The 12,198-nt window shown below is 35.1% G+C and carries 12 protein-coding genes and 1 tRNA gene; 7 read left to right on the forward strand and 6 right to left on the reverse strand.

Going from position 1 to position 12,198, the window contains the following annotated elements:
- Position 1: 1 nt before the first annotated feature.
- On the reverse strand, positions 2 to 1,363 hold the full coding sequence (locus ACFSQ0_RS09990) for a TolC family protein (RefSeq protein ID WP_379047696.1): 1,362 nt from the start codon (positions 1,361 to 1,363) through the stop codon (positions 2 to 4).
- Positions 1,360 to 1,962, reverse strand: coding sequence for a TetR/AcrR family transcriptional regulator (locus ACFSQ0_RS09995; RefSeq protein WP_379047699.1), 603 nt, complete (start codon positions 1,960 to 1,962; stop codon positions 1,360 to 1,362). Before ACFSQ0_RS09995 ends, ACFSQ0_RS09990 begins: the two co-directional genes overlap by 4 nt.
- Before the next feature lie 137 nt (positions 1,963 to 2,099).
- Here ACFSQ0_RS09995 and ACFSQ0_RS10000 point away from each other — a divergent pair, with 137 nt between their 5' ends.
- From ACFSQ0_RS10000 to odhB, 3 genes are all read left to right on the forward strand, one after another.
- Entirely contained in the window at positions 2,100 to 3,074 is a 975-nt protein-coding gene (locus ACFSQ0_RS10000; protein WP_379047702.1) for a polyprenyl synthetase family protein, read from the forward strand.
- 133 nt (positions 3,075 to 3,207) lie between these two features.
- Positions 3,208 to 6,006 (forward strand): 2-oxoglutarate dehydrogenase E1 component, encoded by a 2,799-nt coding sequence (locus tag ACFSQ0_RS10005; protein ID WP_379047705.1) that lies wholly within the window; start codon positions 3,208 to 3,210, stop codon positions 6,004 to 6,006.
- Positions 6,007 to 6,038: 32 nt separating this feature from the next.
- Complete coding sequence (odhB, locus tag ACFSQ0_RS10010; protein WP_379047708.1) at positions 6,039 to 7,304, forward strand: 2-oxoglutarate dehydrogenase complex dihydrolipoyllysine-residue succinyltransferase; 1,266 nt, start codon at positions 6,039 to 6,041, stop codon at positions 7,302 to 7,304.
- Between the two features lie 332 nt (positions 7,305 to 7,636).
- Here odhB and ACFSQ0_RS10015 read toward each other — a convergent pair whose 3' ends face one another.
- Together ACFSQ0_RS10015 and ACFSQ0_RS10020 are read right to left on the reverse strand one after the other, a co-directional pair.
- Positions 7,637 to 8,269 (reverse strand): hypothetical protein, encoded by a 633-nt coding sequence (locus ACFSQ0_RS10015; RefSeq protein WP_379047711.1) that lies wholly within the window; start codon positions 8,267 to 8,269, stop codon positions 7,637 to 7,639.
- Positions 8,270 to 8,419: 150 nt separating this feature from the next.
- Positions 8,420 to 8,584: a hypothetical protein gene (locus ACFSQ0_RS10020; protein ID WP_379047714.1), complete on the reverse strand. Its 165-nt coding sequence runs from the start codon at positions 8,582 to 8,584 to the stop codon at positions 8,420 to 8,422.
- On the opposite strand from ACFSQ0_RS10020, the gene ACFSQ0_RS10025 reads away from it, so the two are divergent.
- Positions 8,583 to 8,816 (forward strand): hypothetical protein, encoded by a 234-nt coding sequence (locus ACFSQ0_RS10025; RefSeq protein ID WP_379048845.1) that lies wholly within the window; start codon positions 8,583 to 8,585, stop codon positions 8,814 to 8,816. The genes ACFSQ0_RS10020 and ACFSQ0_RS10025 overlap by 2 nt on opposite strands.
- Positions 8,817 to 8,888: 72 nt before the next feature.
- On the opposite strand, the gene ACFSQ0_RS10030 is transcribed toward ACFSQ0_RS10025, so the two are convergent.
- Positions 8,889 to 9,590: a T9SS type A sorting domain-containing protein gene (locus tag ACFSQ0_RS10030; protein ID WP_379047717.1), complete on the reverse strand. Its 702-nt coding sequence runs from the start codon at positions 9,588 to 9,590 to the stop codon at positions 8,889 to 8,891.
- 83 nt (positions 9,591 to 9,673) lie between these two features.
- On the reverse strand, positions 9,674 to 10,111 hold the full coding sequence (locus ACFSQ0_RS10035; protein ID WP_379047720.1) for a retropepsin-like aspartic protease: 438 nt from the start codon (positions 10,109 to 10,111) through the stop codon (positions 9,674 to 9,676).
- Positions 10,112 to 10,187: 76 nt separating this feature from the next.
- On the opposite strand from ACFSQ0_RS10035, the gene ACFSQ0_RS10040 reads away from it, so the two are divergent.
- From ACFSQ0_RS10040 to ACFSQ0_RS10050, 3 genes are all read left to right on the forward strand, one after another.
- Entirely contained in the window at positions 10,188 to 10,964 is a 777-nt protein-coding gene (locus ACFSQ0_RS10040) for a TatD family hydrolase (RefSeq protein ID WP_379047723.1), read from the forward strand.
- Complete coding sequence (locus ACFSQ0_RS10045; RefSeq protein WP_379047726.1) at positions 10,964 to 11,995, forward strand: asparaginase; 1,032 nt, start codon at positions 10,964 to 10,966, stop codon at positions 11,993 to 11,995. Before ACFSQ0_RS10040 ends, ACFSQ0_RS10045 begins: the two co-directional genes overlap by 1 nt.
- Positions 11,996 to 12,063: 68 nt before the next feature.
- Positions 12,064 to 12,151: transfer RNA gene (locus tag ACFSQ0_RS10050), tRNA-Ser, on the forward strand.
- Positions 12,152 to 12,198 lie beyond the last annotated feature (47 nt).

The raw sequence follows: 12,198 nt of genomic DNA on the forward strand, positions 1-12,198 counted from the left end.
ACTAGTTGTTACTTAGAGTTATATTGGGTGTGTTTAATAAGGTTTCTAATGCCGCCTTTGCATTCAAGACATTCACCATAGATTCTAAAAATTCTTGTTGGGTGGTGTATAATTGGGTTTGAGCTTGTCTTAATTCAAAACTAGAAGCTAATCCTTCTTGAAACTTTATTTGATTTTTCTTTTCAATGCGTTCTGCTAAATTTAGATTACGCTTAGCGGTTTGGTAATTTTCAATGGCAAATTGGTAGTCATTACGAGCTTTCTCCACCGCTAGCCGAATTTGCTCTTGAGCTTGTGTAAATTGCGTTTCGGCTTGCTCTAATGCAATTCTGGCTTGAGCAGATTTAGCACTACGCTTTAATGAACTGAATATAGGAATAGAAAGATTTACGCCCCACATAGAAGATTGAAACCAATTTTGGTCGCTGTCTAAAAAACTAAATTCTTGACTAAAAGCAGCTGTACCGTAGTTTAAAAAAGTGGTTAATCGTGGTAAAGCTTTGGCTTTTTCTAGGTTATATTCGTGGGTGCGTTGCTCGATTAAATTTTGCGCTAATTGGTATTCTATTGTATTTTCTAGAATTAAATTTTCATTCATCAAGCCTAGACTAATATTTTCTTCGGTGAGATCGTTTAAATCTTCAGCTAAATTTACCTGATGTTCTAAAGGAATACCTAAGGTTAGGTTGAGCATATCTTTTGTAACTTTTACCAAGCGTTTTGCATTATTCAACTGGTTATTCACTTGTGAATAAGTAATCTCTAACTGCTCTACAGCTTCTTCTTCTTGTAGACCATTTTCATATATAGCTTTTGTTTCTCTATAATTCTTTTCTAGAGTAGCTAAATTACTTTTAAGAATCTCAACGCTTTCTTTGGCCAATAGTACATTCCCGTAAGAATCGATTACGTCTTGCCTAATTTCTAAAGCTGTTTTTCTTGCGTTGGTATTGGTGTATTTTAGATAGGTTTTTGCTGCCCGTACCGCTACAATATAAGAACCGTCAAAAAGTAATTGTGAAGCGGTAGCGGTGGCATTCATATTCTGTTTGGTCCCAAACACTACTGGGATAAATGTACCCGGTTGCCCGCCCGCAAGTTCTGCAGGAAGTAAATTTACAGGTTGTTTTATATTGTTTTGGTAAGCAATGTCTGCATTAATTTGAGGTAAACCATCGGCGGTAGTTTCCCACTTTCGTTTCATAGCTTTTGTAATATCTCGCTTTGCATTGATTGCTGTGTAGCTGCTGTCTAACGCAAATTGAATAGCTTCTTCTAAGGTGAAAGTGTACGATTTTGCCAACTCTTGTGCTTGAGTAATGCAAGTGCATAAAACCAGGCAAAATGTGACTATTTGTTTCATGAATTTGAAGTTTTAAGAGATTTTAAGTGTTTTAACCCAAGCGGACTTACTATTGCTCTCAGGTGATAATCAAGAAAATTATATATAATAGTGTTTATGCTTAAGTGATCTGTTAAAAGATTTTTATTGTTACGGATTCCTTCAATCAAGGTGCGATAAAATTCTGCTACCATTTTTGGATTTAAATCTTCACGATAGCAACCTGACTCCATTCCTTTTTCTAGATTATTTTGTATTACCAACAACATCTTTTTACTCTTTTTTTCTTTTAAAGACTTATAGACGCTGGGGTAATAACGATTGAGTTGGTATTGAACCGAAGTTTTTTCTTCCCGTAAAGAATTGATGATAAATTGATGAATGGCAATCATTTCATCTATAGCATTTAAATTCTGATCAAGAATAGCGTTTATACCCGTACTAATTTGGCAAAATAAATAATGCGAGCATGAATCTACAAGTTCGTTTTTGTTGGTGTAATAGGTGTAGATGGTTTTCTTAGATATGGCTAGATTTTGGGCGATCGCATCCATGGTTACATTTTTAAAACCAAAGCTTAAAAATAAATCGGTAGCCGTTTTTAGAATCTTGTCTTTCACACTGCAAAATTAAGCAAAGAAACTTTTTATACTATTGTAGTTTCTTTGTTTTTTTCTGTTAAACTTTAGTTAAGCGATAAAACTGATGATGTTTCTGTAAAAATTAATATTTTAGCCCATATTTTAGATATTATATCATGGTAGAAGTTGAGAAGTATAGAGAGCACTTTTTAAAATATATGAATGAGAAGGTGGACCTAAAGGAACCTAAGAATTTATATGAACCAATTTTATACATTTTAAACTTAGGTGGTAAACGACTTCGACCTATTTTAACGCTTCTGGCAACAGATGCTTTTGAAGGCGATGTTGAAAAAGCCTTAGATGCCGCATTGGCTATAGAGATATTTCATAATTTTTCGTTAGTGCACGATGATATTATGGACGATGCTCCTTTGCGCAGAGGTAAGGATACTGTTCATGAAAAGTGGGATATCAATACAGGAATCCTTTCTGGCGATGCCATGTTAATCAATGCGTATCAACTGTTTGAGAATTACGATAGTGATACTTTTAAGCAGTTAGCCCAGTTATTTACAAAAACGGCCATAGAGGTTTGTGAGGGTCAGCAATATGACGTCGATTACGAAGAGAGTGATTTAGTAAGTATTCCAGAATACCTTCAAATGATTAAATACAAAACCGCTGTATTGGTGGGGGCAGCACTTCAAATGGGGGCTATAATTGCTAATGCAAGTAAAAAAGATGAACAACTTATTTATGATTTCGGCTGCAATCTAGGTCTAGCCTTTCAATTGCAAGATGATTATCTTGACGTCTTCGGCAACCCAGAAACCTTTGGTAAGCAAATTGGGGGAGATATTATAGAGAATAAAAAAACATTTTTGTACCTAAAATCACTTGAACTATTAGATCAAGACGAAAGTGAACAATTAAAGCATTTATATTCAATAAGTCCCTTAAATCCTGCCCAGAAAATAGAAACCGTAAGAGGGTTGTTTGTAAAAAGTGGGGCAGCTGGGTTAGCCAAACAAGAAATAGAAAAATACACCAGTACTGCATTAAAACACCTGCAAGATTTAGAAATGAAACCAGAAAAAAAGCAAAGGTTTACAACTTTCGCTAATGATTTAATGACCCGTAATGTATAAGTTTGTTTATGTAGAAGTTCTACTTTGCAATTTAAATAGGACTATAACATAAATTTATGTTTATAAACTGGTCATGTATATGAAATGTTGTATTTTTGAAATGTTTATAAAAACATAAGATTAGCATCCAAACATGGACCAATTTTCATTTCTAAATGCGGCACATACCGCATACTTTGCAGAGCTATACGATCAATACCTGCAACATCCCGATAGCGTAGAACCTAGTTGGAGGGCTTTTTTTCAAGGTTTCGACTTTGGAGTAAAAGAGTCTCAAGAAGAGCAAGAGCTTCGGCCTGTTCCTAATTCACAAGCGGTACAATCCAATAATGCCAGTCCCTCAGTAGCACCAGTTGAGCTTCCTGAAGAGCTTAAGAAAGAGTTTAAGGTAGTTCAATTAATTGATGCTTACCGAACGCGCGGGCATTTGTTTACAAAAACAAATCCGGTAAGGGAGCGCAGAAAATACGCACCTACTTTAGATATCGATAATTTCGGGCTGAGTCAAGCCGATCTAGAAATGACTTTCTCTGCGGGAGAAATTTTAGACCTGGGCAAGACCACTTTAAAAAATATAATAGATCATTTGCAAAAAGTATATTGTGCTTCAATTGGAGTAGAATATATGCATATGCGCAAGCCAGAGGAAATTAAATGGATTCAAAACTGGCTCAACGTTAACGAAAACAAACCGCAGTTTACACCAAAACAAAAGAAACAAATTTTAAATAAACTTACCCAAGCCGTAGGTTTTGAGTCGTTTTTGCATACAAAATTTGTAGGTCAAAAACGCTTTTCGCTTGAAGGTGGCGAGAGTTTAATTCCGGGTTTAGATGCTTTAATAGAAAAAGCAGCAGAAAAAGGGGTTAAAGAATTTGTTATGGGTATGGCTCATAGAGGTCGCCTAAATACGCTTACCAATATATTTGGTAAAGCACCCAAAGATATTTTTAGCGAGTTTGAAGGAAAAGATTACGAACAAGAAATTTTTGATGGCGATGTAAAATACCATTTGGGATGGACATCTTGCCGTAAAACCGATAGCGGTAAAGGTATTACTTTAAACATTGCACCAAATCCATCACACCTAGAGACAGTAGGGCCTGTAGTAGAGGGAATTACCCGATCAAAACAAGATAGACATTATTTAGATACACCAAAAGCAGTCTTACCTATAGTAGTTCATGGTGATGCTGCAATTGCTGGACAAGGAGTGGTTTATGAAACCATTCAAATGGCTCAGCTTGACGGTTATAAAACGCAAGGAACCATTCACGTAGTAGTAAACAACCAAATTGGGTTTACCACAAACTATCTCGATGCGCGATCTTCAACTTATTGTACAGACGTAGCAAAGGTAACCCTTTCGCCTGTTTTACACGTTAATGCAGATGATACCGAAGCGGTTGTACACGCCATGTTGTTTGCTTTAGATTATCGAATGGAGTTTGGTAAAGACGTGTTTATTGATTTATTAGGCTATAGAAAATACGGACATAACGAAGGAGATGAGCCGCGTTTTACACAACCTAAACTTTATAAAGCCATTGCTAAGCATAAAAATCCTAAAGAGATTTATAAAGAACAACTGCTCAGCCAAGGCGTTATAGATCAAGCTTACGCTGAAGAGCTTGAAAAAGAATACAAAGCTTTCTTAGAACAAGATTTTGAAAGTTCTAAAAAAGAAGATACTACCATTATTACTCCTATAATGCAAGAGGAGTGGGAAGGCCTTAGCTATGGTTCTGAAACAGAAATGATGCAGAAGGTAGACACTAGCTATGACCAAGAGAAATTAGATCGTGTTGCCAAAAGGATTACACAATTACCTGAAGGTAAAAAATTCTTAAAGAAGATTACTAGACTTATTAAAGCTAGGGAAAATATGTACTTTGAGAAAAACCAATTAGATTGGGGATTGGCAGAGCTATTAGCTTATGGTAGTTTATTAGAAGAGGGCCATGACGTGCGTATGACAGGGCAGGATGTTGAAAGAGGTACCTTTTCACATAGACACGCTGTTTTAAAAGTTGAGGAAAGTGAAGAAGAAATTATTCTTCATAATAAAATAAGCGAAGATCAAGGTGAGCTATATATCTACAATAGTTTATTGTCTGAATATGCCGTGTTAGGCTTCGATTATGGTTATGCCATGGCAGATCCTAATGTATTGACCATTTGGGAAGCTCAGTTTGGAGACTTTAGCAACGGAGCTCAAATTGTAATCGACCAATATATCTCATCAGCCGAAGATAAATGGAAACTGCAAAATGGTCTTGTAATGCTGTTGCCTCACGGGTATGAAGGTCAAGGTGCCGAGCACTCATCTTCACGTATGGAACGTTACTTGCAACTTTGTGCAAAAGACAATATGTACGTAGCAAACTGTACTACACCAGCTAACTTTTTTCATTTGCTCAGAAGGCAAATTAAATCTAACTTTAGAAAGCCTTTAATTGTTTTTACACCAAAAAGTTTATTGAGACACCCCAAAGTAGTGTCTACTAAACAAGAGTTAGCTGAGGGAAGTTTTAAACCGCTTATCGATGATGAGGTGGAAAACCCTAAAAACATAAAATCTTTAGTGTTTTGTATGGGTAAATTCTATTACGATTTATTAGAGCGTAAAGAGAAAGAAGGTAGAGATGACGTAGCTTTGGTGAGGTTAGAACAACTTTTCCCACTACCGATAAATGAAATTAAAGAAACAATTGCCAAATATAATAACGCCGAAGAAGTAGTTTGGGCTCAAGAAGAACCGAGAAACATGGGAGCTTGGAGTCATTTGCTTCTACACCTTGAGGAGGCTAAATCATTTAGAGTAGCAAGCCGTAAATTTTATGGTGCGCCAGCCGCTGGTAGTGCGACAAGATTTAAGAAAAGACACAATAAGGTGATAGATATTGTATTTGACAAATCACAAGATAAATAAAAAATAAAACCGATACCGAAATAATAGAAATTATGGCTTTAGAAATGAAAGTCCCTTCACCGGGAGAGTCAATCACAGAAGTTGAAATTGCAGAATGGCTTGTATCAGACGGCGATTATGTAGAAAAAGATCAAGCTATTGCAGAAGTAGATAGTGATAAAGCAACCCTAGAATTACCTGCCGAAGCAAGTGGTATTATTACGCTCAAAGCGGAAGAAGGTGATGCCGTTCAAGTAGGTGAGGTGGTTTGCTTAATTGATACCGATGCCAAGAAACCAGGCGGTGATGATAAAAGCGCAGAAGAAGAGGAGAAAAAAAGACAAGAATCAGCTGGCAGCAAAACCGATAGCGAAAAAGCAGAAGCAAAGACAGAGGAGCCTTCAAAACCTTCTACACCGGCACAACAGCAAGATGATAATTATGCTAGTGGTACACCTTCTCCAGCCGCTAGAAAAATAATGGATGAAAAAGGCGTTGATGCTAGTAGCGTTAAGGGTACTGGTAAAAACGGACGTATAACCAAAGAAGATGCTGTCAAGGCAAAACCTTCTATGGGAACTCCAGGTCCAGGAAGTAGAGGTGAAAAGCGCACAAAAATGTCTATGCTTAGACGTAAAGTAGCAGAAAGGTTAGTAGGAGCTAAAAATGAAACCGCAATGCTTACTACCTTTAACGAGGCAGATATGTCGCCAATTTTTGATTTGCGTAAACAATATAAAGAGGCTTTTAAAGACAAACACGGAGTTAGTCTTGGTTTTATGTCTTTTTTCACTTTAGCTGTAGTGCGTGCTCTAGATATGTATCCTGCCGTTAACAGTATGATTGATGGTAAAGAAATGATAACCTATGATTTTAAAGACATTAGTATAGCTGTATCTGGACCAAAAGGTTTAATGGTTCCGGTAATTAGAAATGCAGAAAACCTAAGCTTTAGAGGAGTAGAGGCAGAAGTAAAGCGTCTTGCTTTACGTGCTCGTGATGGGAAGATTACCGTAGATGAAATGACAGGTGGTACCTTTACTATATCTAATGGTGGTGTATTTGGTAGTATGCTATCTACCCCAATTATCAATCCACCTCAAAGTGGTATTTTAGGAATGCACAATATCATAGAGCGTCCTGTAGCAATCGACGGAAAGGTAGAAATAAGACCTATGATGTATTTAGCACTATCTTATGATCATAGAATTATAGATGGTAAAGAATCTGTCGGATTCTTAGTGGCTATTAAAGAGGCTTTAGAAAATCCTGTAGAGCTACTGATGAATGGAGATATTAAAAAGGCCTTAGAGTTGTAATCTCATAATGTACACATAAAAAACCTGCAATTTTGCAGGTTTTTTTTATAAAAAGAATTTAAACGAATAGCCTTTTACGCTTATTGCAAATCACAAAAAGTAATATATCTAAAAACTTTACATGTTAAGACTTGCATCTTTTTTCTTTAGAATGCTACATGGTATTATTATGATAAGGGGTAGAATATGTCTTATTCGCTGTCAAGGGGCTTAAACAGTAAGCAAATTTCAATTTTGGGTATATAGATAATTGTTTTTAGGTTTTAATAACATCCTCATAAAAAAAGGCGACCCAAAACGGGGCGCCCGCAAAAAATTTTATTTTATAGCTTTTATAAAGTTGCTTTAATTTCAAGAGCAACATCTTCCCAAGTTTTACTCACGCCATCTCCTCCTTTATGTAAATCAAAACAAGCTTCGTTTAATGAAGCTAGTGCTTTCAAGGCATCCCAATCTTCTAAATGCATTGTTCCAGTTAAGGTTACAACATTTTTATCAGAAATACTGTAATTTAGTGGTAAATCGTGGGTTTGATTATTCATTTTAATCTGTGCCTTCAACTCCTCGTTTTCTAACTTTATTTTTCCTGTAATTAGGTCGGTGTTATCCATCTTTTCAAAAAAGAAAGCTAATATTTTTGGATCTCTAGTACCCGTTGCGTCATTGGTAAATAAGCTTGAAACAGGAATGCTAAAGTCTAATTCTTGAAATAATTCTTTAGGATCTTTTCCTTCACGATTTTCGAATTTCAAGGTTTTAAAAGTGCCTTTCACCGGCATTTTATCGGTAGTTTTATAGGCTGTCCAAGTTAGAGTGGTTTTGTCTGGGGTTAATTGATAAACTACCTCTTGCGTTTTGGTTTGTTCTACTTGATTGGCAATGGTCTCATCTTGCTTGGAATTTTCTTTGCAACTAAAGTTGATTAATAACAAGCTAAGCATTAAAAAGAGCGAAGTTTTTCTCATGGTTTAAATTTTAAAATATGGCCATAAAGCTAAACATATACTTGCATCTTAGCAATTTTTAGTTCTATTAATTATTTGTTTAAACCATAAAAGGTGGTTAGACATCCTGGAATTGATGTTTAAATGATTTTGGTTTTAACAGACTTAAAATTACTGAAGTTTTAAAAACATCGATTGTGTTTCATAGTCTATAACGGCATTCGTAGCTAGTAGAATATCTGCACCGATTATACCATGAATCTGTTCAGATTCATATTGCTCTAAGGCTAAATTTACATGGCTTAAATCAAATAGAACCAACTCTATTTCTTTCATGCTCCAGGAGCCTATCTGTAAATTATTGTCTTTTGAAATTTCGGTTAACATATCTGTTGCTCCAGCCCCAGCAGCTTTTACATCGCTTTCTTGTGCTAAAACCTTAAAATGTTCTTCATATTTAAAATCTATGCAAGAATCTGTTGGTTTCTTAGTGGCTATTAAAGAAGCCTTAGAAAGTCCTGAAGAATTATTGATGGATAATGATGTTAAAAAAGCGTTAGAGCTTTAATTGAATGGCATATATAAATTTTAAAAAATAAAAAGCCCTTGAAAATTTCAAAGGCTTTTTATTTTTTAAAATTTATTGTTTTACAATTTTCTTAATACTCTTTCCTCCTTCAATTTCAATTTCTACAAAATAAACTCCTTTAGCAAGTTGCGAAATATCATAAATAGCTTGAGCCTTTTTAAAGCTTAACACTTCTTTTCCGTTAATGGAAAAAACACTGATAGAGTTTATTTCTTTACCTGAATCTATTTCCAACTCAAAGCTGTTTGTCACAGGATTAGGATATAGTTGAATCGCTACTTTTTCTTTGCTCACCACCCCTAGTTGTTGACTCTGGTAAAACGCTTGATCTCCAGTACTAGTGTTTGTAATTACTAAAAAATTTAGACTACCTTGCTGCGATACCGTATAGGTGTAAGTACTTGTATGATTCTGAAGCTCAAAAAAATCACTAAAATATAATTGTTCAAAATTTCCCATATTTATATTGAAGCAGAATTCACTAAAAAACAAACTTTGATCTATTACAAAAGAATTTGATAAATCATCATGAATGATTTCTGTAGAAGCACCACTACAACAGTCAATTATAAGTTTGTCTAAAGGAGCCACTATTTCATAGATGAATATTGTCGATTGCAAATCATCAGGCGTAAAAATAATGGTATTGTTGATATCTATTTTTTCTAAATACCATTTACCATATAAATAATTAGTTTGTGCAAAACTGTTTAGGCTAAAAAAAATACAGCATATATATAAGATTTTTTTCATAATTTGTTAGTTTAGTTGATGTTATAAAGCTACGATTAAAATATCCCTAATGCAAAAAATTACTTAAACCGTAAAATAAAAATTTATTTCAAATACAAACAATTGTTTTTATAATCGATCACGGCTTTTCCTTTTTTTAGTATATCTGCACCAATAATGCCGTGTACTTTTTCTGCATTATGATTTTCTAAAGCTTGGTTTACATGACTTAGATCGAACAATACCAAGCTTACTTTTTTCTTTTTCCAACCCTTAATCTTTAGTTCATTTTTTAAGGAAACTTGCGTTAGCATATCGGTAGCTCCAGCTCCAGCAGCTTTTACATCGCTGTCTTCGGCAAACAAATTAAAATATTCGGCGGTGTCAAGTCCAACACAAGAACTAGAGGCACCGGTATCTAAAATAAAATTACCTTCTACTTTATTTATCTTGGCTTTTAACTCTAAATGATTGGTGACAGTGGTTTTTAATTTAATGCGGGTGTAACCTTTTTCTTTCATTAATTTTCGTAGCGTAGACATTCTTTCATTTTTTGGCAAAGATAGCCGAAGAATTTAAATTAGTTTTGCAACATCAAATTACCTAAAAAAAACATTCATGCAATTTGTAGATTCTCATACGCACTTATACAGTGAGGCCTTTAATGAAGATCAGGATCAAGTGATACGTCGTGCTTTAGATGCAGGAGTAAAATCTTTTTATTTACCGGCTATAGATTCTGAAACCACACAGGCGATGTATGAGCTTGAGAAGCGGTACCCCAATGAGATGCACTTAATGATGGGCTTGCACCCCACCTCGGTCAAACCGGAATCTTATAAAGCTGAATTGGCACATGTGAAAAATCAACTTGAAAAGCGTGATTTTTGTGCCGTAGGTGAGATAGGAGTAGATTTATATTGGGATAAGTCAACTTGTAGTTTGCAACAAGAATGTTTTCGTACTCAAATACAATGGGCTAAAGAAAAAAAAATGCCTATTATTATTCATTGTCGAGATGCTTTTGATGAGGTTTTTGAGGTGTTAGAAGAAGAAAAGTCTGAAAATCTTTACGGAATTTTTCATTGCTTTACTGGCACTTTGGAGCAAGCAAAACGGGCAATTTCTTATAATATGAAGCTTGGAATAGGTGGAGTGCTTACTTTTAAAAATGGAAAAATTGATCAATTTATAAAAGAAATATCTATCGATCATATAGTTTTAGAAACCGATTCACCCTACCTAAGCCCCAAACCATTCCGCGGAAAGCGAAATGAAAGTAGTTATTTAATTTATATTGCTCAAAAATTGGCCGATATTTACAATATTAGCTTAGAGAAAGTGGCAGAAAAAACTACCCAGAACGCTTTGTCTGTTTTTAAAAAATATAAGTAATGTATCAGAATTCAGCTAAAATACTTCTAATTTATACCGGAGGTACCATCGGAATGATCAAGGATTTTGAAACCGGAGCCCTCAAAGCATTTAACTTCGATGACTTGCTGGCCAATATACCAGAACTAAAGCTTCTAGAACATAAAATAGAAACCTATAGTTTTGAAAATCCGATTGATTCGTCAGATATGAATGTTGGCTATTACCGTAAATTGGCTGAGGTGATAGAGGAAGCCTACACTAATTATGATGGATTTGTAGTGTTACATGGCAGTGATACAATGTCTTATACGGCATCGGCACTTAGCTTTATGTTAGAAAATCTAAATAAGCCTATAATCTTTACAGGTTCTCAGTTGCCCATAGGAGATTTGCGAACTGATGCCAAAGAAAATTTGATTACCTCAATACAATTAGCTGGGTTAAGGAAGGCTAATAAAAGTGTGATTACAGAAGTTGGGCTATATTTTGAATACAAACTTTATAGAGCGAATAGAACCACTAAAATAAATGCCGAGCATTTTCAAGCTTTTGCATCCTTAAACTACCCAGCTTTAGCTGAATCTGGTGTTAATCTTACCATTAATAAACCCAAATTAAAACAAGCTAACTATAAAAAAGATCTTATAGTGCATAAAGAGCTTGATGAAAATGTGCTAGTGATTAAAATTTTTCCAGGTTTGCATCCAAAGACGCTAGCTTATTTGTTGGCCGCTCCACATATAAAAGCCGTTATTTTAGAAACCTATGGAGCAGGAAATGCTTTTAGCGAAGATTGGTTTATAAAGTTACTTAGCGACCATATTGCTAGGGGGTTAAAAATTATCAATGTAACCCAATGTATTGGGGGAGCTGTAAATATGGGATTGTATGCGACAAGCACCCGATTAGAAAAGATAGGTGTTATTTCAGGAAAAGATATCACTACCGAGGCAGCAGTAGCCAAAACCATGTATTTGTTAGGTAAAAACTTATCGCCTACTGTATTTAAAACTATTTTTGAAACCGCTATTCGAGGCGAAATGATGTAAAATTTGTTAAGTTTCTTTTTTGGCTTAATTTTTTTTTGTTATTTGCTGACCTTTAATGAAGAGTGTGAAGAGAGGTGGCCGAGTGGTCGAAGGCGCACGCCTGGAAAGTGTGTATACGTCAAAAGCGTATCGAGGGTTCGAATCCCTTCCTCTCTGCTTTTTTTTAAAAAATAATTTATATCTTTAAACTTTAATAATAATTA

Origin of the sequence: Mesonia sediminis (assembly GCF_042684705.1) — a bacterium.
Lineage (GTDB): Bacteria > Bacteroidota > Bacteroidia > Flavobacteriales > Flavobacteriaceae > Mesonia > Mesonia sediminis.